Here is a 21,562-nt window from a genome sequence, read left to right on the forward strand (position 1 = left end):
GGCGAGGCGGTGATTGGCCTACCCTCGCTCTGAAACTGCGGCTCGAACGGTTCGAGCCGATGGAACGTCTGCCCGCTTCCAACCATTTTTCCGCCGGATCGAATTTTATCAAAGGTTGATGAACGGAGAATTTACACGTCGCTCAAAGCAGTGCAATCTCAAAGGTGCACGGCTTCAAATGAGGGGTGGTCAGATGAGCAGCAGTTCAGCTGGGAAATTCCGCCGCATTGGCACGCTTGCCACCATCAACCGGTCGCGCGCCGAGAGCGGAGTGGAGACGACCGGTGCGACAGAAGCAATCGAGGCGGAGGCGGTCGGCGCAGACGTCGTGAATGCCTCGGTCTCCGCGCTTCAGGATCATATCGCGCGTGTCCGCGGCGGCAGCGGACAAATGACCGATAGCGATCGTGCCTTGATCGAGACCGGCCGCCGTGCCGGCGAAAAACTCGTGGCCGAAGGAGCGACCGCACATTTGTCCCCTTCGGAGGAAGCCGCGCTTGAAGCGATCGCGGTGGCTGATGGCAGCCGGCCCGCACTCCTCCTGCGCGACGATACGTTCGATCCTCATGATGCAACGATCGGGGACTGGTCGAAAAAGCTTCAGGGCATTTCGGACGCGCTCAAGGCCGCGTCGCAAAGCGTTGGGCGTGTCAATCTTGGTGGGGAGCATCTCGGCACGGGCTGGATTGTCCGCCCGGGTTATGCTGTCACCAATCGACATGTCGCGCAGGAGTTGTGCAAGAATCCGCAGGAAAAGAAATTGACCTTCGGTCCGCCCAAGGGGGCGACCATCAGTTTCGGCCATCAGACCGGCGAAGCGGTGCCGCGTCCGGCTCATTCGATCGAAGCCATCGTGTTTGCGGGCGAGGATTACATCGATCCTTTCGGCGATAACAAGGCCAAACTCGACCTCGCGATCCTGAGACTCGCGCGAGCACCGGACGAGGCGCTGCCCCCACCTCTGCCATCCTTCTTGTTGCCGGCGGAACAGACGGTCGCGGGAAGGGACGTTTTCGTGATCGGTTATCCGGGGCCGGCGTTCCCTCGATCCGATCTGCCGGAAAGCGTCGTTCTGAGTCTGATCGGCTCCGCCGTGAGCCTCAAACGCCTGTCGCCCGGCGAAATCGCGCTGCCGGCCGGCACGGTCGCCGGTGACACGAAATCCCGGACGATTGCGCACGACGCAACGACACTTGGCGGGAGTTCGGGGTCGGCGATCCTGGGCTTCGATCAGGCGAAGAAGCCATTGATGCTTGGACTCCATTTTGGCGGTTACGAGGTCAAATATGGTCCGGGTGGCGTCATCAAGCGTCGTGGTCGCAATTTCGCGCACAGCTTTGCGGCGATGCAGGACGTCATCGCCGCCGTTGACGCAGCTATCGCGAAAGACCGGACCGAGCAGAAGCTCGCGTGAGCACGATGATCGCGCGGGAGCGCGATCCTTCGCGCGCTACTTCTTCTCCAGCATCCGGTTGGCGCGCTCGCGGATCATGGTCTGGGCGCCGTGCGCGATGCCGGCCAGCAGCCACGGCAGCACCACCTCGAGGCGGACATGATCGTCGGCGACATCGAGGGTGCCGCTGGCCTGCTGGTTCAGCGCGGTGATGCGGAACGCCAGCCGGTCGCCGCTCCAGATCTCCTCATTGACCTGCAGCACCTTGCCGTACTGCGACTTGATGCTGCCGAGCCCGGCCTTCATGCGGCGGGTGGCCTCTTCCTTGCCGAGCTTGTGGGGAATCGAGACGATGAAGGGCTGGGCCATGACGCGTTACCTGCGCGCCTTGCGCTTGCGGTGATGCCTGCGGTCGCCCGGATATGGCGAGGGCGGCTGCAGATAGGGCTGCGTCGCCTCCTGCGCGGGGCGCCGGGATTCCTGCAGCCGGCGATCGTAACCGGGCGAGGTGGTGGTGGTCGGCGGCCGGGCGAATGCCATGGTGGTCGAAACGAGGATCAAAAGTGCGGCGGTGGCGTATGTCTGTCGGCGCATGTCAACGGCTCCTGCGGTCTTTCAGGCTATCACGAAAGCGCCGTTGGGAAGACGGGGCGCTAAAACGGAAATGGCCGGGTTTGAGCCCGGCCATCACGCAGAAGTGTGAGACGTCGCGACGGAACCAATCGCCGTTCAGCCGCCGATGCCCTTTTCCTTGAAGTACTTCAGCGCGCCGGGGTGGAACGGGATCGGCGAGCGGGCCTGGATCTGGTTGTCCAGCGAGAAGCTTTCGGCTTCCTTGTGCACGGCGACGATGTCGGCCTTCTTCTCCACCAGGGTCTTGACGATGGCGTAGGCGTCGTCGTTGCTCATCTTGTCGCCAGTGACGATGATGTTCCAGACTTCCGCGATCGAGTTGTCCTTGTCGGTGCCCGGATAGGCGCCGGCCTTGATCTTGGAGGCCGTGTAGAGCGGGCCATATTTGGCGTTCATCTTCTCGACCACGTCGCCATGATCGACCAGCTTCATCTTCAGGCCGGGGGTGGCCGCGAGGTCGGTCACCGCCGCGGTCGGAATGCCGCCGACCCAAAAGAACGCATCGATCTTGCGGTCCTTGATGGCGTTGACGGACTCGGCGACGCCGAGCCGCTCGCGCTTCATGTCCTTGTCCTTGTCGAGGCCGGCCGCTTCGATGACACGGAACGCCATCACTTCGGTGGCGCCGCCCGGCGATCCCGTGGAGACGCGCTTGCCTTTGAGGTCTGACATCTTCTCGATGCCGGTGCCTTCCACCGTCACCACATGCATGCGGTTGGGATAGACCACCAGCAGGGTCTGCAGCGGCACCTTGCCGCTTTTGAATTTGTCCCGGCCCTGCAAGGCGTCGAGCGCCGCATCGGCCATGGTGAAGCCCATCTCGCTCTGGCCCGAGGCGATCAGCTTGAGATTGTCGACCGAGCCGCCGGTGACTTCGGCTGTGGCCTGCACATTGGGCAGGTTCTTCGACAGCACGTTGGCGACGGCGCCGCCGAGCGGATAATAGACGCCGCCGGTGCCGCCGGTGCCGATCGACATGGTCTTCTGCTGCGCAATGGCAGCGCCGGCCAGTCCGGCCGCGACCACAAGCGCGACGGCGGTTCTTGTCAGTTTGGTCAGCATCGGTTCACTCCCTCATTCATGTTGTCACCGGTCGTGTCGGCGCCGGCGTTTTCAATTGCCACAGGACCACGCCGAGACCGATGATCAGGCCCGGCAGATAAGTGTAGCTGATGTCGCGCCCTATGATCGCTTCCAGCAGCGCCTCGATCAAGCTCGGAAACACCAATAGCAGACCCGACAAAAGCAGTAGTCCGCGTTCGATCAGGGTATTTTGTCGCAGTGCCCAGTTCTGGGCGAAGGCAGCGAGCGCCAGCAGGCCGAAGGTGGTCTTGATGGTGATCTCCACGATGTCGACCCACGAGCCGCCCTTGGGGATCGCCAGCAGCAATCCAGGCCCCTGCGGATCGAGCACGAACACGAACGGCACCAGGAACGCGGGCAGGGTGTATTTCCACGACTGCAGCGTGGTGCGGTAGGGGTCGCCGCCGGTGATGGCGGCGGCCGCGAACGGGGAGAGCGCAGTGGGCGGCGAGACCTCGGAGAGCACCGCATAATAGAAGATGAACATGTGCGCGGCGTAATCAGGCACGCCCAGCTTGATCAGCGCGGGCGCGGCGATCACCGCGCAGATGATGTAGGACGCGGTCACCGGCACCGCGAGGCCGATGATCCAGACGATCAGCGAGGTGTAGATCGCGGTGAGCAGGAGGCTGCCACCGGCGTACGCGATCACGATGGAAGAGAACTTCAGTCCGAGTCCGGTCAGCGTCACCACGCCCACCACGATGCCGGCGCAGGCGCAGGTGGTGGCGGCATTGAGCGCGCCGATCGAGCCGTCGGCCAGCGCCTTCACCAGCTTGCTGGGAACCAGCGCCGTGTCCTTGCGCAGGAACGACAGCGCGAAGGTGACCACGATGGCGTAGAACACCGACAGCGACGGCGAATAGCCGATCAGCATGAACACCACGACCGCGAGCAGCGAGATGAAATGGAAGCCGTAGCGGCGTGTCATCTCCCACAGCGACAGCTCCTGCTTGAAGGAGACGTCCTGGGCGCCGAAGCGCTTGGCATCGAGCTCCACCATGAACAGCAGCGACATGTAATAAAGGCAGGTCGGAATGGTCGCCATCCAGATCACGTCGAGGTAGCTGATCTTGAGGAACTCGGCGATCAGGAACGCCGCCGCCCCCAGCACCGGTGGCGACAGGATGGCGCCGAGCCCGCCGGCCGCCAGCAATCCGCCGGCGGCATTCTTTTCGAAGCCGGCCTTGGCCAGCATCGGGGCCGCGACGGTGCCGATCATCACCGTGGTGGCGACGCCGGAGCCTGAGGGTCCGCCGAGCAGGAACGAGGACAGCACCACGGTGCGTCCCGCGCTGTTCGGCTTGCCGCCCATCAGCGCCAGCGAGAAATCGATGAAGAACTTGCCGGCGCCGGACTGCTGCAGGAAGGCGCCGTAGATCGTGAACAGGATGATCAGCGTGGCCGACACGTCGACCGCGACGCCGAAGATGCCTTCCAGCGTGATGAACAGATGGCCGACCATGCGCGCCAGGTCATAGCCGCGGTGGGTCCACGGCGCCGGCAGATGCGGGCCGAGCATGGCGTAGGCGATGAAGAACAGCGACACCACCGGCATGATCGGCCCGGTGGTGCGGCGTGTCGCTTCCAGCACCAGCACGATGAAGGCGATGCCGACGATCACGTCCCAGTGGTCGGGAACGGTGGCGCGATCGAGGAAATCGTCGCCGCCCCACAGCGCGTAGGTGATGGTTGCAATCGCGACGATGCCGGGGACGATGTCCCACCAGCGCACCCGGTTGCGGAACCGTGCCGCCACCGGAAACAGCAGGAAGCTCAGCACCAAAGTGAACGCCACATGGGTGTAGCGCAACTCCTGGGTCGGCACGATGGCGTAGGCCGCGTAGAGGTGGAACAGGCTCATGACCACGGCGATTGCCGTCGAGATCCGTCCGGCCCAACCCATCAGCCGATTGGTTGCGCCTTCTTCGGCCTGGACGAATTCCTCGGCCTTGCGCAGCGCCTCGTCCGAAACCGCAACGGTTTCGTCACCGCGCGGTGATGAATCTGCCGTCATGAAATATCCCCCAGAAGTCGTATTTTCTTGTTGTGCGTGATGGCATGCCGGTCCGGCAAATTGCGCCGTATGATGCGGATTTGACGGGGCATGGCAAGCTTTAAACGGGTCATTCTCCCGGCTTGCCCGTCTAAAGAGTCGTGGATTTCGAGCGGTGCCGCTTTGATGCTGAGACGATGATTCTCTGCTCCCTCCCCCCTTGTGGGGGAGGGCTGGGGAGGGGGGTACCCAGCATTCCGAAATCAAGACGAGTCACGCGAAGCATCCGATCCGATGCGCTGCGGAGTTATCATCACCCCCCTCCCTAACCCTCCCCCACAAGGGGGGAGGGAACGATCAAACGAACTGCTGGAGCAAGTTCGCCGGGAATCTCCGGACTAACGATGTGTGAAGGCGACAATTCCTACTTGAGCCTGATGTCGATCCAGCGCCCGATGCCGTCGATCACCTCGGCTTCGATGCCATAGTAGCCGTGCGGTGTCAGCGATCCGCAGTCCCGGCGCGACCTGTCGATGCCGCCGCTGACATACAACACGTCGACCTTGGGCGAGGCCGTCATCGCCGCGGCGATGCGCGGCGCATCTTCGGGCCGGGCAACATCGCAGCGGTCGTCGCGATTGGCGACCACCAGCGCCGGCACGCGCACCGCCTCGGGGCTGGCGCTGAACACCGTCTCGTGGCTGCCGCCCATCCGCGACACGGATTCGGTGAGGATCACGCCTGCGATCAGGCCGGCCGGCGCATGGGCCGCGCCATTCATGGCCGCGATCGAGCCCTGGCTGGTGCCGAGCAGGAACACCGGGGCCTTGGCTTGCACGGCCGCGAACCGGGCGAGATCGCCGACCAGCGCCGCATATTGCGGCGAGCTGCGCAGCCCACGAAGGTTGGTGCGATCGATGGTGTCCGGAATCACCACTGCATAGCCGCGTGCCACCCAGAGCGCGCGGGTGCGGACCACGAAGTTGTGGCCGTGGCGCAGGTCGCCGTCATCGTCGAGGCCGACATCGCCGGCGCCGCCGGGCAGCATCACCACCGTCGCGCGCGGGTGCGCCGGTGCGGCGTAGAGCACGCGCTGGGTCAGGCCATCCGCCAGCGGCAGATCGATGGTGCGTTCGCCCGGCACACCGGGCGCGGTGGTGGCCGCATCCACCGGTTGCGGATCGGCTTTCGCTGATCCCTGAAGGAGGAGGGCGGTGAGCAGCACTGCGCTCCCCGCCAACGAAATGAACTTTATCATCCCGGCAAGCGTCCGTTACAAACAAGGCAGCCGCAAGACCGCAATCCGATGATTGGAGCCATTCATGATCGCAATCGACCAGCAATCCGATGTGACACTCGTCACCCTGGCGCGGCCGCCGGTCAATGCGCTGGACCTGCCGATGATCGAAGAACTGGATGCGACCTTCACCCGTCTCGCGGTCACGCCGGCGCGGGCCGTTGTGCTCACCGGGGCGGGCCAGGCGTTTTGCGCCGGCGTCGATACCAAGGCATTCATGTCCTGTGACGGCGCCACGCGGAAGCAGACGGTGCTGGCCATCACCCGCATGACGGCGGCGCTGCTGGCGCTGCCGTGTCCGCTGGTGGCCGCGGTCAATGGCCATGCGCTGGGCGGCGGTTTCATCCTGATGCTCTGTTGCGACCATCGTCTGGCGGTCGATGACGGCGCGGCGCGCCTCGGTCTCACCGAAGCGCGCGCCGGTGTGCCGTTTCCGGCAGGACCAGTGGCGATCATGAAACACGAGGTGCCGGCGGGGCTGCTGCGGCAACTGACGCTCTCCAGCCGTGTTTTGAGTCCGCAGGACCTGGTTGCGCATGCGGTGATCGATGGAGTGGTCGAGCGCGGCACCATCGTCGAAACTGCAGTCACCATCGCGCGCGATCTCGCTGCGCAACCGGCCTTCGCCGTGGTCAAGCAGCAGCTGCGTGGGGCCCTGGCCGCCGAGGTGCGAGCGTTGGCTGCGTCGGAGAGCGATCCATTCTTGTCGGCGTTCGGCTAGCCTTTGCTGCAACGACAATCTTTCGGCTCCCTCCCCCCTTGTGGCAGGGCTGTCCCGGGAATGATTCACTATGCCGCAGCGCATGCCCGGCGACTCCAGCGTGAACCGGATACTTTCTGGTTGTCGAGACACAGAAAAGGGCCGGGCATGCAATACGTGAATAGCATCTTTGGGGAGCTCCTCAAACCGATTGATCGACGACAATTTCGGGAAATCGTCGAGCGACATAACGGTAATGCCTACGACAAGACGTTCAAAAGCTGGGATCATCTTGTGGCGATGGTGGGCGCCCAATTGGGCGGGGTCACGAGCCTGCGCGCTGTGGAAGCGACCTCTAAGGCAAACTCCCATCAGCATTATCATTTGGGTGTAGGCAAGACCCCTCGCTCGACACTCTCGCGTGCGAATGCACGTCGTCCGGTGAGTATTTTCGCGGAAACTTTCGCGATGCTGGCAAAGAAGGCCGATCGACACACGCGGGTGGAAGGGGCCGAGATGGTTCGGTTGATCGACTCGAGCCCGGTGCCGTTGGGCAAGATGTGCGAATGGGCCGAATGGAATGGCCGTATCCGCGGCCTGAAGATGCACGTCGTCTATCATCCAGGGAACGATGTCCCGCGTTGTGTCGAGATTACGCCGGCGACCGTCAATGACGTCGAGATCGGCCGTCAAACGGAGCTGGAAGCCGGTGCGACCTACGTTTTCGACAAGGGCTATTATCACTTTGGCTGGTGGAAGAAGATCAATGCTGCCAAGGCTTTCTTCGTCACCCGCGTCAAGGTGAACACGCGCTTGCGCATGACAAAGTCCCGGTACGTGCGCAAGACCATAGGCGACGGCTTCAGAGTCATCGCCGATGCCAATGTCTCGCTCGCCAGCAAGGGCGATTCCAGTCTGCCGATCCCATTGCGACGCATCAAGGTCAGGCGTGACAAAGGGGGAATGATCACTCTCATCACCAACGATCTCGAACGCACGGCAGTCGAGATTGCGGCTCTCTACAAGAGCCGCTGGCAGATCGAGCTCCTGTTCCGCTGGATCAAGCAGCATCTCAACCTCCACAAGTTCATGGGCAAGAACGACAACGCCATTCGGCTGCAAATCATAGCCGCGATGATCGCCTATCTGCTCCTGCGCCTCGCGCGGCGTCTGAATTCCTTGCCGATGCTGCAGCTACGTTTCGCTGAGCTCGTTTGCCAACGCCTGTTCATGCGAAAACCGATCGCAGAAATTGACACCCCGCCACCCGTCAATCCGAGCAGGCCAAAACCCAGGTTCTCTCCCGATCAGCTGGGGTTCACCTATGCGTGATTTTTCCCGGGACAGCCCTGCCCTTGTGGGGGAGGGTCGGGGAGGGGGGTATCCCGGATTCCGAAATCAAGATCATTCACGGGGCGCAGCTGAACCGACACGCTACGGAGCCACATCACCCCCCTCCCTACCCCACAAGGGGGGAGGGAACAGCTCATCGTCGCGACGAGATGTCGGAGGATAATTGCGAGTGAAGTGTGCGTGCGTCGAAGCCGCTACTTCGACGGCTCGAACGACAGCGGCGCCTGTTCGATCTCGGGCAGCTCGATCTTCACCTTGGAGGTGTCGATCACGGTCTTGTCGAGCCAGTAGGTCACCGAGCTCGGCCAGGCGATCACCACGATCACCAGGATGATCTGCATGAACACCCAGGGGATCGCGCCCCAGTAGATGTCGGAGCTCTTCACTTCCGGGGGCGCGATGCCGCGCAAATAGAACAGCGCGAAACCGAACGGCGGATGCATGAACGAGGTCTGCATGTTGACGCAGAGCAGCACGCCGAACCAGACGAGGTCGATCCCCAGTTTGCTGGCGACCGGCGCCAACAGCGGGATGATGATGAAGGCGATCTCGAAGAAATCGAGGAAGAACGCCAGGAAGAACACGAAGATGTTGACGAAGATCAGGAAGCCGACCACGCCGCCCGGCAAGCCGGTGAGCAGGTGCTCGATCCAGCGCGCGCCGTCCATGCCCTGGAACACCAGGCTGAAGCAGGTCGAGCCGATCAGGATGAACACCACCATCGAGGTGATGCGCATGGTGGAGGTCATGGCTTGCTCGACCAGCGGCCAGGTCAGCCGGCGGTGCATCGCCGCCAGCACCATGGCGCCGACCGCGCCCATCGCGCCGGCCTCAGTGGGGGTGGCGAGGCCGAGGCCGATGGTGCCGAGCACCAGGAAGATCAGCACGATCGAGGGAATCATGCCCCACAGCACCCGGCTGACCAGTTTCCAGGTCATCGGCTCGCGATCGCTCTCGGGGATCGGCGGCATCGCGTTGGGCCGCGCGATCGACAGGAATACGATGTAGAGTAGGAAGATCACCACCTGCAGCATCGAGGGGCCGATGGCGCCGAGATACATGTCGCCGACCGAGCGTCCGAGCTGGTCGGCAAGCACGATCAGCACCAGGGATGGCGGGATCAATTGCGTAATGGTGCCGGACGCCGCGATCACGCCGGTGGCGAGCTTCATATCGTAGCCATAGCGCATCATGATCGGCAGCGAGATCACGCCCATGGCGATCACCGAGGCCGCCACGGTGCCGGTGATGGCGCCGAGAATGGCGCCGACGATGATCACTGCGTAGGCCAAGCCGCCCGGAATCTTGCCGAACAATTGCCCGGTGCCTTCCAGCAGGTCTTCCGCAAGGCCGCAGCGCTCCAGGATCGCGCCCATGAAGGTAAAAAATGGAATCGACAGCAGCAGGTCGTTGGAAATGATGCCGTAGAAGCGGAACGGCAGCGCCTGCAGGAAGGCCGGATCGAAATGTCCGGTGGCGATGCCCAAGATGCCGAAGAACAGGCCGACGGCGGCGAGCGAGAAGGCCACCGGAAACCCGATCAGCATGAACAAGACCATGGTCCCGAACATGAGCGGGGGCATGATGCCGTGCGAAAACATAGAGCGTATCCTGTCCCCGAGGAAAGCGGCGCCTTACTGCAGTGGCGCTTCGTAGTGCGTGTCGATCTTGACGACCCCGATCAGGGCCGCGACGCGTTTGATCAGTTCGGCCAATCCCTGCAGCCACAGCAGCGCGAAGCCGAGCGGCAGGATCGCCTTGGCCGGCCACAGGATCAAACCGCCGGCGTTCGACGAGCTCTCCTGCAGCCGGAACGACTGCAGGAAGAACGGCCAGGTCAGCTCGACCAGATAGGTGGTGACGGGCAGCAGGAAGATGGAGAAGCCGACAATGTCGATCCATAGCCGGGTGCGGTCGGAGACCGAGGAATACAGCAGGTCGACCCGGACATGCTCATTGAGACGCAGCGTCTGCGCCGCGCCCAGCAGCACGATGCCGCCGAACATGTACCACTGGATTTCCAGCCAGCTGTTGGACGAGTAGCTGAACAGATAACGAATGCTGGCATTGCCGGCGCTGACCAGGCAGGCCAGAAGCACCAGCCATTTGGCGATGAAGCCGGCGACATCGCCGATACGGTCGATGACGCTGGTCAGTTTGAGCAGAAATTGCACTTAATCCGTCCCTGGTGTGAGCGATTGTGCCGGGTTTTTACGGTTCTTGTTGTTCACTGGTCGAAAGCGCCAGACGGCAGCCGTGAAAGGCAGCCTAAAGTCGCATAAACGATCCATAATCGTGTCCGCACATCGCATAAATTGGTCATAAAAACAACACCTCGTGGCCACTCTGGCGGGCTCGTGACCCCAACCAAAGTATCATCCAGGGCAGGCGCGAAAGTGGGCAGATCGCATCGCGTTGCAACCTCGCGCAAGACGAGCATGGGCGGTGAACCGGTTCCGACAATTATGATGGTATACTGATGAAATTTGCCGAAGCTGTCAAACGGCAACGCAAGCGGGACGAGAGCGAAGAGGATCGTCCGACGGGCGGGCGGTCCTCCTCAATGGATCTTGTCCGTCGCTGCCGAACGGGCGCGTGATATGGAAACCGGATCCGGAAACCATGGGTTTCGAAAACCTCTCCCTTGCCGCACCGGTATCCGCGATTAAGTACTGACCAATCAAGGCGTTCTCCCTCTCCTTATCGATCTCGCAGCGCCGTCGCGCTCTCCTGCGCGGCGCGACTGGCGATGTCGATGAGGTCGGCGCGGGCGCAGTCACAATGGGAATCTAGAGGATGTCACAGCAACTGGAATTCGGCCTCGATACCTTCGGCGATGTCACCCGCGATGCCGGCGGGCAACTGCTGCCGCACGCCCAGGTGATCCGCAACGTGATCGCGGAAGGCGTGCTGGCCGACGAATTGGGCATCGACTTCATCGGGCTTGGTGAGCACCACCGCGCCGATTTCGCGATTTCGTCGCCGGAGACGGTGCTGGCGGCGATCGCGGCACGCACCAGGACCATCAAGCTGGGCTCCGCGGTGACGGTGCTGAGCTCCGACGATCCGATCCGCGTGTTCCAGCGGTTTTCCACCGTGGACGCGGCCTCGAACGGACGCGCCGAGGTGATCCTCGGCCGCGGCTCGTTCACCGAATCCTTTCCGCTGTTCGGCTTCGACCTGCGCCAGTACGAGGCGCTGTTCGAGGAGAAGCTCGATCTGTTTGTCGCACTGCTGAGCCAGGAGCCGGTGACCTGGGAAGGCAAGCTGCGCCCGCCGCTGAAGAACCAGCTTGTGTTTCCGCCGATCGAAAACGGCACCTTGAAAACCTGGATCGGTGTCGGCGGCAGCCCGGAATCGGTGGTGCGCGCCGCGCATTACGATCTGCCGCTGATGCTCGCCATCATCGGCGGCGATCCCAAGCGTTTTGCGCCTTATGTCGATCTCTACAAGCGCGCGTTTACGGAGTTCAAGCGGCCGGTGAAGCCGATCGGCGTGCACTCGCCGGGTTATGTCGCCGACACCGATGCGCAGGCGCGCGAGGAACTGTGGCCCGACTACAAGAGCATGCGCGATCGCATCGGCGAGGAACGCGGCTGGCCGCCGATGGGGCGCGACGAGTTCGTCCAGGAGGCCGACCACGGCTCGCTCTATGTCGGCTCGCCGGAGACCGTGGCGCGCAAGATCGCGGCGACCGTGAAGGCGCTCGGCGCCGCGCGCTTCCAGCTCAAATACAGCGCGGGGCCGCTGCCGCACGCCAAGCTGATGCGCAGCATCGAACTCTACGGCACCAGGGTGGTGCCGCTGGTGCGGGAGTTGCTGGGGTAGGGCTTAGATTGTAACCCGGGTGAGCGATAGCGACACCCGGGACCGCAGATACCGTCGCTCCCGGATATCGCGCTGCGTGCTCATTCGGGCTGCGGCTTGCTGAAATTCTTCTTCTGTGTGCCGAGGCGTTTCAACATTTCGGTGTCATCGTCCGGGCTTGACCGGACGATGACACCGAGAGGGGCGAGATGCCTCACTCTTGGCGGCTAGAGCCTTTTCCGTTCTGGTTGAATCACAACAGAGGCTCTAGCTTTTTGTTTTGACGCGTTTTCTTCACGCGAACCGGTATCCACTTCGCTCGAAAACGCTCTAGCGACGCGCGATCCGTCATCTCCGCCCGCGCCACTCGCTCGGCGAACACTCGAACCGCATCCGGAAACGCCGCGCGAAAGGTGTCGGGCAGCCATGACCTGTGTTTCACCGATCCGGAGCGCCTTGCGAAGGCGCTGATGGAGGCGGGACGGGACTGAAGGGATCACCATGACGGCGTGCCGCGCGCCGTCATGGTTGTCCCCATTCGGAACGCAGCCTCAACGCGTTGAGGCCTTGCGGCCACAGGCAACAGAAACCCGCAGACTGTCCTTGGGTTTTTGATTGATCTCCTGCTGGAAAAACACTTTTCACACCCTTTGATCCATTCCAAAAGCAATGGTGGCGCGGTTGGCTCCTCACGGTCGCCGCAATACGATCCTAATCAGGCGTTTTCGGAATGGGGAAATCACACAATGGGTTGTCGCGGGTTTGACCTGGGTCCAGACTTGGGTCGAAGGCTGGATCGAGGGCTGTCCAATATCCTCGCCGGTCTGTCGGTTGCGTTTGTCCTGGGCGCTTCGGGAGCGGCGTTCGCTCAGAACCAGGGAACGTTCGAACAGCAGGAGGCCTGCAAGCCCGACGTGTTTCGTCTCTGCGGCAACTACATCCCCGACGCGGACCGCATCACCGCGTGCCTGCGGGACAACGAACCGCAACTGAGCCCGCCCTGCCACGACGTCTTCTTCCCGCCCCAGGCGGAAGAGCCGAAGAAGAAGTCGAAGGCGCCACGCCGGGAGCGCTAGGCCTGCCGAGTGCGGCGTCCTCATGCGTGGGGACGGCGCAACTGCGCCTCCTCACCAGAAGGAGATCGGCAACTGAACCCCCTGATATCGGGCGTCCGCCATTTCCAGCGGCTTGACTTCCGTTCGTCGCCGACGACAGTGCGGGCGGGGAATTTTTCAGGGGCTGGGGATGTTTTTTCGTATTTTGACGACAGGTTGTATTTTTCTTGGTCTGCATGCGAGCGCTTTTGCGCAGTCCGTGCCGGCGACACAGCTCGGCGGATGGAGCTCCGCCTATCCCGGCGCGGTGTATGTCTCGCCGCAGGATTCGTCCTTTGTCGCGCCGGGGATTTACCGCTCGCTGGCACCGGCGGCCCGCGTCGTCAGCCCGATGGAGATCACCCAGATCTGCACCCGCGATTTCCGCGAAACCCAGGCGCTGAACACGCTGTTCTCCCGGGAGAGCGAGGCTGCCGGCCTCACCGACGTGGTGCACAAGGATTTCGCCGCCAAGGTCGCCGGCCTCGACCTGAAATATGTCAGCCTCGGCGCCAATCTGGAATTCAAGGACGAGGCCGCGTTCTCGGCGACGCCGCTGCATGTGGTCTCCGCCGATGACGACGTGGCGCAGACCGTGCTGGCGAACATCGGCGCCGGCTGCAAGACCATCATCGCCGGCCACCTGAAGCAGGGCCGCGCGGTGTTCGTCGCCGGCAAGGTGATCCAGGCCAAAAGCTTCAGCGTATCCTTCAGCATCGGCCCCAAGGGTGACGCCAGCGTCTCCTGCAGCATTCCGATTTTCTGCAACAGCGGCACCGGCGCCTCGGTCAGCGGCGATGGGCAGCGGGTGATGACGCGCTCGTCGGTGCAGACTGTCACCTTCGCGATGGTGCCGGCGGAGGTCGCCGACGGCCGCCGCGAGTTGCGCGCCACCGACCTGCAGTAGGGGCGAGGCGAGGCATCGGCGCGGGTTTCCATTTTGAAACTTGCCGAAGTGATGCGACAATCGCAAAATTGTTTGAACCTTTTCGCCGGACCGCCAGACCCATTTATCGCTGGGGGATTGCGATGCTCAGCTCATTCCGTGGCGCTGTCGGGCGAAGATACTCCGCCGGGCAGCGCCATGCGTTTTTGGGGTCTGCTCACACCGCCGCGCGCGTATTGAGATAAATGGAATACAGCGACGTTTGCCCGCAGATGTAGAGCCGGTTGCGCCGCGGGCCGCCGAAGCAGACATTGGCGACGATTTCGCCGATCGGAATGGTGCCGATGTGGGTGCCGTCCGCGGCAAAGCAGAACACGTTTTCGCCGGCCGAGGTCCAGATGTTGCCGTGGATGTCGCAGCGGAAGCCGTCGAAGAAACCGTCGGTACAGGTGGCGAAGGTCGATGACGCACCGAGCGAGCGGCCGTCGGGGTTCACCTGGTAGGCGGTGATGGTCACCGGCAGATCCCTGATGTGAGAGCGTCCGGTGTCGGCCACGTAGAGGATGCGCTCATCCGGCGAGAACGCCAGGCCGTTCGGCTGCACCCGGTCGGTGATGACGGCCGCGAGTGCGCCGGTGGCGGGATCGAGCCTGTAGACATTGGAGCGGCCGATCTCCGACGTCGCCATCAGGCCCTCATAATCGCTGTCGATGCCGTAGGTCGGATCGCTGAACCACACGGAATCGTCCGACTTGACCACGACATCGTTCGGCGAATTGAAGCGCTTGCCCTCGAAGGCGTCCGCCAGCACGGTGATGGAACCGTCATGTTCGGTGCGGGTTACGCGTCGCGTCAGGTGTTCGCAGCTGATCAGGCGTCCCTGCCGGTCGGTGGTGTTGCCGTTGGAGTTCTGGCTCGGCTGGCGGAACACCGACACCGATCCGTCGGTCTCGTCCAGGCGCATGATGCGGTCGTTGGGAATGTCGGACCAGACCAGATAACGCCCGGCCGCGAAATAGGCCGGGCCTTCCGCCCAGCGGCAGCCGGTCGCCAGCTTCTCCAGATTGACGTGGCCGATCAGGCGCGCGGCAAACCGCGCATCATGGACAACGAATGGCTTCATGACGGTCTCCTTGAGGGATCCGGCGCCGGGAGAGCGGCGCCGGCATTCGGTGAGGGTTCGTGCGCCGCGGGCGCGGCGTGGCCCCAGATCGCACGATAAGTGTCGACCCATCGCCCCGCATGGGCCAAGCGAAAAATCGCCAAGAGGTGCGCGCCGATCAGGACACCTAGCGCGACCAGAACGAGATCGGGCGCGTCGGTAAACACCGCACCCGACACCAGCGCCGCGCAGGCGAGGCCGAGCGTGATCCAGCCGATCGTCTTGTGCAGCGCCTCGAACAGCAGCCGGCGGCGGGTCATGTCATAATGGTCGCCGCGCAGCGTGGTATCGGTCGGGCCGCCCATGGTCCCGCGCAGCAGCGCAGCCGCGATCTGCAGCCATCCCAGCAGCAGCACGCTTGCGCCGATCCGGCTGTGCCAATTGGCAAAACCGCTGGTGCCTGTCACATGCACCACCAGCGCACCGAGCGTGGCCAGCCCCATGCCGGCGATCTGGAACAGGCGATGCGAATTCCACCAGAAACGATTGTCGGTCTCGCGCGGAAAATCCTGGTCGCGCGTCACCTTGAAGTAGCGCGCAACGATGCTGCCGACCGGCAGCAGGATACCCCAGGCATAGATCATCAGCCCGGCATGAACAGCATGAGCCGGCGAGAATGCCCCGGCCGCCGCGAAGCCGAGGCCGGCTGCGAGCAGGGCGCCGCCCACGGCGACCAGCGCTATGATCCGTCGCCTGTGCCAAGCGGCGCGCTGGTCCACGGCTTGCCGCTCCCGCTTCGTCCCGGATGTGATCTTATGTTATCGATAACATCGTATACGGCGCGAGGGGCGCTGCGCAACCGGTTTATGATCGGGATATTGAACCTGTCGATCTAAAAATGCGTCGGTGGATGCCTGCACCAATCCCGCTGCGTCATAGACAAACTCAATCCTCATCCTGAGGAGACAGCACTATGGCGCAGCAGGGTTGGCGTGTTGAACGCGGGCGGTGTGAAAAGTGCCGACTGCCGGCGCCTCCATCGACCAGCTGATCACCGTCGCCGTGGTCCGATAACGCGGCAGGTGATCCTCCATCGCATAGGCCACGCACAGCGCGAGGCTGGACCACACCGCCAGGCTGAAATACAGCGACATCCAGGCAATCTCGCCCTTCCATGCGGCGAGGTCGTGCGCCACCACCCAGCGGGTGCTGACGTCGCGCAGGCCTTCGAGCGGCGTGAGCGGCGTGCTGCCGTCGGTGACGTCGGCGCGCCAGCGGCTCAGATACATCGGGACGTCGACGGTCATCAGAAACGCCAGATAACCGGCGATCCCGACGATGGTGACGATGAGGGCTGCGCGCACGGCGCCATCGAACTCCGGCAGCAGCCGGCAAAGGCCGATCCCGGCGATAAAGAAGGTCACGGCCCAGATCGAATTCTCGATGGCGTTGCCGATGTATTTGGTGGTCAGTACCGCATGCCATGAAAAACATTCCGCGATCAGGATCAGCGGCACGATCATCCACGCGGCGTTCACGGTGGTGTCCGCCCCCGTGATGGTGCCGAGCCGATGCAGGATCATCGCCCACTGCGCCGCAAAGCAGACCTCGGCCACGGTCGCGACGGAACGGCCGACCACCACGCTCGACAGCCAGGTGTCGAACAGGCAGATCCGCTGCACGTCCGCGCGCGGCAGGAACGAGCGGAAGGCGCAACCGAACACATAAGCCGCGCAGAGCAGCAGCATGAGTTCGATGCCGGGGGTGCCGGTGAGGCTGCCCGTCGCCGGTTCGGAGAACCGGCGGTACAGCAGGACCCAGACCGCGATGTTGATGCCGCTGACCAGTGTCAGCAGGCTCCACCACCAGGCCAGGGGATTGGACCAGGCAAGAGAGCTTGCCTGGGAGCTTGCTCGCGAGCTCGACTGCGCCCGCCATTCCAGACTCATGGATCGCTCCGTGTAACCAAACTGATATGTTTCCGTATCAATTCTGTCACAAATCGCGAGGCAGTCACGACAAAAATCTGTGCGTGGCGACCCGAGCCGCGATGGCGGCGGGATGCACCGATGTTTTTGGGCAGGTCAGAACGCCGGATGAATCGAAGTACAGATACCGCTCACGGGCGCGGCATGGCGGCGCCCGTGCCGTCAGGGCCGCAGCACCGTCATCTTGAACGGTCCGCCATGGCTTGCGGCATGGGTGACCGCCTCGTTTGCGCGATCGAGGTCGAAGATGGTGGTCTCGAACTGGTCCAGCGACAGCAGCCCGGCGCGGACCAGCCCCGCCAGACGGATCGCGGCGTCGGGCGGATACATGAAGACGCCGCGGATGGTGATGCAGTTTCGCATGATCCAGGGATAGGCCAGCTCGAGGCCCGGTCCGCCGGACATCCCGACGCCGCCCATCAGCACCACCCGCCCATAGGGCCGCACCGCCATGATCGCCGCCCGCACCACGTTCGGGCTGACGCCGGGCGGCAGGATATCGAACACGCAATCGATCGGTCCCGGCGCCGCCTGCTTCATGCGTTCGCGGTCGATGTCTTCTTCGCCGCTGAGTGTTTGCGTCCGCACCCGCGGGCCGAAACGGCGAACGAGATCGGCCAGCACCGTCTCGTTGCGGCCGGTCGCGATCACGCAGCCGGCGCCCATCGCCAGCGCCACGGCCACCGCGGCGCTGCCGAAATTTCCGGTGGCGCCGCTGACCAGCACCGTCTCTCCCGCCTTCAGATCCGCGGCCAGCCATCCGCCATAGGGCACCAGCAGGGTGCCGAGCGCGCACCACTGGGTGGCGTCGGCCTCGCTCAGTTCGCCGATCCGGATCGCGTTCTCGGTCGGCACGCGTGTCCGTTCGGCCCACGAGCCGTGATGGAAGTGCTTCTGCAGCCGCAGCCCGCCGTCGCCGCCCGCGCTCCAGCCCTGCAGCGTGATATCGGGCGAGCGCGCATCGTCGCGCGAGCGGAACGTCGGATCGCAATAGACCCAGTCGCCTTGCTTGAGATGCGTGGCGTCCGGCCCGAACGCGCGCACCCGGCCGATCGCGCCGGGGCCGGGAATGGCGGGCAGGTTCAGCAGGTAGTTGCGCGCGCCGCTGAACACTTCGTCGGCATAGGACAGCACGCGGGTGGCAACCACATCGACGATCACTTCGCCGGTGCCGAGGACGGGATCGTCGACCTGCTCGATCGACAGTGGCGTTCCGAATGCCTTCAACAGTGCAGCCTTCATTGATCTTCTCCCTTGAGGAGACCATCATGCCGTGGCTGGCCAGGATTAATCAGGACTGGTATTATCCTGGGATAAAGCCACCCACCTTGAACGGGATCGAACGCCATGATGGATCCGCGGCGCAGTGAGCTCGGCAATTTCCTGCGCTCGCGCCGGCAAAAATTGACGCCCAAGGCAGTGGGCCTTGCCGACGGGCGGCGCCGGCGCACGCCCGGCCTGCGCCGCGAGGAAGTGGCCGAGCTCGCCGGCATCGGGGTCGACTGGTACATCCGGCTCGAGCAGGGCCGCAGCGTCAGCCCGTCGGTCACGACCATCGACGCATTGGCGCGCGCGCTGCGCCTCAGCAAGATCGAACACAAGCATCTGCGCGAACTGACACTCAGCGCCGATCGTCGTGCCTTCGTGCGCGAAACCGTCCCCGATAATTTGCGTTGCCTGATCGAAAGCCTCAACCAGCCAGCCTACATCACCGGCCGGCGGCTGGATATCCTGGCATGGAATACGGCTGCCGATGACATCTTTGCGTTCAGCAAACTGCCCGAACAGGATCGCAATTCGCTTCTCAACATGCTGCTCAATCCCGCCACCCGCCGCCTGCTGGGGCCGGCGTGGGCCGAGCAGGCCAAACGCATGGTGGCGCAGTTTCGCGCCACCCACGATTTGTGGGCCGGCGATCCGGCCTTTCTCGATCTGCTGGCGCGGCTGCGCGCCGGCTGTCCGGATTTTGCCGGATGGTGGGACTCGCACGACATCCGCGGCGCCCCGTCCGGCGAAAAGGTGCTGCGGCATCCGACGAAGGGCCTGTTGCGCTACGTCTATGCGAGCTTCCAGTCCAATGACGACCCCGCCTTGAAACTCGCGATCTACGCGCCTGTGAGTTAGCGGGGATGAGCCGGACGAGCCGAAAATTCGGCGGCTTCCGCCGGAGCGCGTCGCGGGCCGATCCCCGGCGTTGGCGCCAGGCCGTCGGCAGTGCATCACGCTGTTTGGGCTCGGGCTCGGCCGCTGCGTCTGCCGCCCTGACGACCTATCAGGATGCCAAGGTCCAGATCGCCACCATCGGCGCTGCCGTCAATCAATGTTCGCCCAATCCACCTCAGGTGCTGTCCGCGTCCGAGACGAATGTCTTGAATCCGCTGATCGGCGGAGCGCATGCCTTCGAGCATACGGTGAACCTGCTCAGTCTCGACGATGGCAAATTTGTATTGCAACGACTGGGCGCATGCCCCGCGCGAATGCCGAAGCCCTGGCGAAGGGAAAGGCCGGCGCGCGTGTCGCGCGAGAGGATCTGAAAGATGCGTCGCGCCTGACGGGGGGAAATCTCCGCGAATGGGTCATTCCCAACACCGCGCTGCAGGACGGCCTGATCGATCCGGGGTCGTGGGTGATCCGGGAGATTCCCCGTCCATCAATCTCCTGCGGGCTCGTCGACTTTTGCAATGAGGCCCGAACGCACCTGTTGCGCGGAGGTTGCCGACGGGCCGGCAAGGATGATCGTCGCGATGGTGGCGAGAATTATCTGGATTGTCTTCGTGGTTATTTCGTTGTCGTTCGCCCCGATGCCTGTTGGTGTTTCAGATGGCGCCGGCCGCACGCAGCAGCAGGCCGGCGCAGCATGACGCTGCGAGGACCGTGAGCATCCCCACATTGAAGCGGAATACCGCGGTGGCGGCCGCCACCGCCAAAGCAAGCGCGACAAGGTCGATGCTTGCTGGGATGGGCGCATCGAGCGAGAGCCCGAACGATCGCACCGGAAAGGTTTGGCGAAACAGCGTGTGAAGTGCAAACCAGATCGACAGATTGAGGATGACGCCGACCACGGCAGCGGTGATCGCGGACAGAGCTCCGGCCAGCGCCTTGTTGCCGCGCATCACCTCGATGAAAGGCGCGCCGAGAAAGATCCAGAGGAAGCACGGGATGAATGTCACCCAGGTTGCCAGCAGGCCACCGAGCGTGCCCGCCATCATCGGCGACAGCGTGCCCGGATCGCGGTAGGCGGCCATGAATCCCACGAACTGCAGCACCATGATCAGCGGTCCCGGCGTCGTCTCCGCCATGCCGAGGCCGTCGAGCATTTCGCGCGGCTGCACCCAATGATAATGCTCGACGGCCTGTTGCGCGACATAAGCCAGCACCGCGTAGGCGCCGCCGAATGTCACCATCGCCATTTTGCTGAAGAATATCGCGATCTGGCTGAACACATTGGCCTGGCCGAACATCGCGAGCAGGATGGCCACCGGGGTGAGCCACAGCAGCAGCCAGATCACGCTGACCTTCAATGCGCGCGCGACGGTCGGGCGCGCGTGCTCTGGCAACTGGTCGCCGAGCATGCTGTCGACGGCGGCTTCCGTCCTGTTGCCTGCGGCATGCACGACCGCTGCGAACTCCGGCCGACCGAGCCGAGCGCCCGCGAATCCGATCATGCCGGCGGTGATGATGATGATCGGAAACGGGATATTGAAAAAGAAGATCGCGACGAATGCCACTGCGGCAAGGCCGATCATGACCGGATTGCGCAGGGCGCGCTTGCCGACGCGGACGACGGCTTGAATCACGATGGCAAGGACGGCGGCCTTCAGCCCAAAAAACAGCGCCGCCACAAAGCCGACATTGCCGAACGCGGCGTAGATGTAACTCAGCCCCATGATCGCGATGATGCCCGGCACGATGAACAGCCCGCCCGCCATGATGCCGCCGGCGGTGCGATGCAGAAGCCACCCGACATAGGTGGCGAGCTGTTGCGCCTCGGGTCCGGGCAGCAGCATGCAGTAATTGAGCGCATGCAGGAATCGACTCTCGGAAATCCAGTTCTTGTCCTCGACCAGGATGCGATGCATCACGGCGATCTGTCCGGCCGGGCCGCCGAAACTCAGCAGCGCGATGCGCGTCCAGACCAGAAACGCCTCCCGGAAGGAGATGCCGTGTCCGGCATCTCCTTTGACCGCTGCTCGGTTGACGACGACGTCGCTCATGGCTTCGTTCATGGCT

General features: G+C 63.5%; 20 protein-coding genes. 8 read left to right on the forward strand and 12 right to left on the reverse strand.

Features of this window, described 5'->3' with window-relative positions:
* Nucleotides 1-13: 13 nt before the first annotated feature.
* Nucleotides 14-1,414: a trypsin-like serine peptidase gene (locus RS897_RS21870; protein ID WP_315830810.1), complete on the forward strand. Its 1,401-nt coding sequence runs from the start codon at nucleotides 14-16 to the stop codon at nucleotides 1,412-1,414.
* A 36-nt stretch (nucleotides 1,415-1,450) separates the two neighbouring features.
* On the opposite strand, the gene RS897_RS21875 is transcribed toward RS897_RS21870, so the two are convergent.
* From RS897_RS21875 to RS897_RS21895, 5 genes are all read right to left on the reverse strand, one after another.
* On the reverse strand, nucleotides 1,451-1,762 hold the full coding sequence (locus RS897_RS21875; RefSeq protein ID WP_315830811.1) for a polyhydroxyalkanoic acid system family protein: 312 nt from the start codon (nucleotides 1,760-1,762) through the stop codon (nucleotides 1,451-1,453).
* 6 nt (nucleotides 1,763-1,768) lie between these two features.
* A complete protein-coding gene (locus tag RS897_RS21880; protein WP_315830812.1) occupies nucleotides 1,769-1,987 on the reverse strand; it encodes a hypothetical protein in 219 nt (72 codons plus the stop codon).
* Nucleotides 1,988-2,122: 135 nt separating this feature from the next.
* On the reverse strand, nucleotides 2,123-3,088 hold the full coding sequence (locus RS897_RS21885; RefSeq protein WP_315830813.1) for a TAXI family TRAP transporter solute-binding subunit: 966 nt from the start codon (nucleotides 3,086-3,088) through the stop codon (nucleotides 2,123-2,125).
* 16 nt (nucleotides 3,089-3,104) lie between these two features.
* Nucleotides 3,105-5,126 carry a TRAP transporter permease gene (locus RS897_RS21890; protein WP_315830814.1) on the reverse strand — a complete coding sequence of 674 codons (2,022 nt, stop codon included), beginning with the start codon at nucleotides 5,124-5,126 and terminating at the stop codon, nucleotides 3,105-3,107.
* A 403-nt stretch (nucleotides 5,127-5,529) separates the two neighbouring features.
* Complete coding sequence (locus tag RS897_RS21895) at nucleotides 5,530-6,330, reverse strand: alpha/beta hydrolase (RefSeq protein ID WP_315830815.1); 801 nt, start codon at nucleotides 6,328-6,330, stop codon at nucleotides 5,530-5,532.
* Nucleotides 6,331-6,427: 97 nt separating this feature from the next.
* On the opposite strand from RS897_RS21895, the gene RS897_RS21900 reads away from it, so the two are divergent.
* On the forward strand, nucleotides 6,428-7,123 hold the full coding sequence (locus tag RS897_RS21900) for an enoyl-CoA hydratase/isomerase family protein (protein ID WP_315830816.1): 696 nt from the start codon (nucleotides 6,428-6,430) through the stop codon (nucleotides 7,121-7,123).
* 147 nt (nucleotides 7,124-7,270) lie between these two features.
* Nucleotides 7,271-8,434, forward strand: coding sequence for an IS4 family transposase (locus RS897_RS21905; protein ID WP_315838550.1), 1,164 nt, complete (start codon nucleotides 7,271-7,273; stop codon nucleotides 8,432-8,434).
* 215 nt (nucleotides 8,435-8,649) lie between these two features.
* Here the strand turns inward: RS897_RS21905 and RS897_RS21910 are convergent, their stop codons facing one another.
* Nucleotides 8,650-10,056 (reverse strand): TRAP transporter large permease, encoded by a 1,407-nt coding sequence (locus RS897_RS21910; protein WP_315830817.1) that lies wholly within the window; start codon nucleotides 10,054-10,056, stop codon nucleotides 8,650-8,652.
* 33 nt (nucleotides 10,057-10,089) lie between these two features.
* Nucleotides 10,090-10,611, reverse strand: coding sequence for a TRAP transporter small permease subunit (locus RS897_RS21915; protein WP_407654560.1), 522 nt, complete (start codon nucleotides 10,609-10,611; stop codon nucleotides 10,090-10,092).
* Between the two features lie 640 nt (nucleotides 10,612-11,251).
* On the opposite strand from RS897_RS21915, the gene RS897_RS21920 reads away from it, so the two are divergent.
* The 3 genes from RS897_RS21920 (at nucleotide 11,252) to RS897_RS21930 (ending at nucleotide 14,263) form a co-directional block, all read left to right on the forward strand.
* On the forward strand, nucleotides 11,252-12,283 hold the full coding sequence (locus RS897_RS21920) for an LLM class flavin-dependent oxidoreductase (protein ID WP_315830819.1): 1,032 nt from the start codon (nucleotides 11,252-11,254) through the stop codon (nucleotides 12,281-12,283).
* Nucleotides 12,284-13,041: 758 nt separating this feature from the next.
* The gene (locus RS897_RS21925) at nucleotides 13,042-13,338 is read left to right on the forward strand and encodes a hypothetical protein (RefSeq protein ID WP_315830820.1); all 297 of its coding nucleotides are present in this window, start codon (nucleotides 13,042-13,044) and stop codon (nucleotides 13,336-13,338) included.
* Nucleotides 13,339-13,576: 238 nt separating this feature from the next.
* Complete coding sequence (locus RS897_RS21930; protein WP_315830821.1) at nucleotides 13,577-14,263, forward strand: hypothetical protein; 687 nt, start codon at nucleotides 13,577-13,579, stop codon at nucleotides 14,261-14,263.
* A 196-nt stretch (nucleotides 14,264-14,459) separates the two neighbouring features.
* On the opposite strand, the gene RS897_RS21935 is transcribed toward RS897_RS21930, so the two are convergent.
* The 4 genes from RS897_RS21935 to RS897_RS21950 all read right to left on the reverse strand — a co-directional run bounded on the left by RS897_RS21935 (nucleotide 14,460) and on the right by RS897_RS21950 (nucleotide 18,574).
* Nucleotides 14,460-15,365 (reverse strand): SMP-30/gluconolactonase/LRE family protein, encoded by a 906-nt coding sequence (locus tag RS897_RS21935; protein ID WP_315830822.1) that lies wholly within the window; start codon nucleotides 15,363-15,365, stop codon nucleotides 14,460-14,462.
* Entirely contained in the window at nucleotides 15,362-16,123 is a 762-nt protein-coding gene (locus tag RS897_RS21940) for a cytochrome b561 domain-containing protein (RefSeq protein ID WP_315830823.1), read from the reverse strand. Before RS897_RS21940 ends, RS897_RS21935 begins: the two co-directional genes overlap by 4 nt.
* A 192-nt stretch (nucleotides 16,124-16,315) precedes the next feature.
* Nucleotides 16,316-17,293, reverse strand: a complete 978-nt coding sequence (locus RS897_RS21945) for a hypothetical protein (protein WP_315830824.1) — start codon at nucleotides 17,291-17,293, stop codon at nucleotides 16,316-16,318.
* A 201-nt stretch (nucleotides 17,294-17,494) separates the two neighbouring features.
* Nucleotides 17,495-18,574, reverse strand: a complete 1,080-nt coding sequence (locus RS897_RS21950; protein WP_315830825.1) for a quinone oxidoreductase family protein — start codon at nucleotides 18,572-18,574, stop codon at nucleotides 17,495-17,497.
* Nucleotides 18,575-18,679: 105 nt separating this feature from the next.
* On the opposite strand from RS897_RS21950, the gene RS897_RS21955 reads away from it, so the two are divergent.
* Both RS897_RS21955 and RS897_RS21960 read left to right on the forward strand, forming a co-directional pair.
* On the forward strand, nucleotides 18,680-19,456 hold the full coding sequence (locus RS897_RS21955) for a helix-turn-helix domain-containing protein (RefSeq protein ID WP_315830826.1): 777 nt from the start codon (nucleotides 18,680-18,682) through the stop codon (nucleotides 19,454-19,456).
* 104 nt (nucleotides 19,457-19,560) lie between these two features.
* Nucleotides 19,561-19,866, forward strand: a complete 306-nt coding sequence (locus RS897_RS21960) for a hypothetical protein (RefSeq protein WP_315830827.1) — start codon at nucleotides 19,561-19,563, stop codon at nucleotides 19,864-19,866.
* A 282-nt stretch (nucleotides 19,867-20,148) separates the two neighbouring features.
* Here RS897_RS21960 and chrA read toward each other — a convergent pair whose 3' ends face one another.
* On the reverse strand, nucleotides 20,149-21,546 hold the full coding sequence (chrA, locus tag RS897_RS21965; protein WP_315838713.1) for a chromate efflux transporter: 1,398 nt from the start codon (nucleotides 21,544-21,546) through the stop codon (nucleotides 20,149-20,151).
* Between the last annotated feature and the right edge of the window lie 16 nt (nucleotides 21,547-21,562).

It is taken from the genome of Bradyrhizobium prioriisuperbiae, assembly GCF_032397745.1.
Classification (GTDB): domain Bacteria; phylum Pseudomonadota; class Alphaproteobacteria; order Rhizobiales; family Xanthobacteraceae; genus Bradyrhizobium_A; species Bradyrhizobium_A prioriisuperbiae.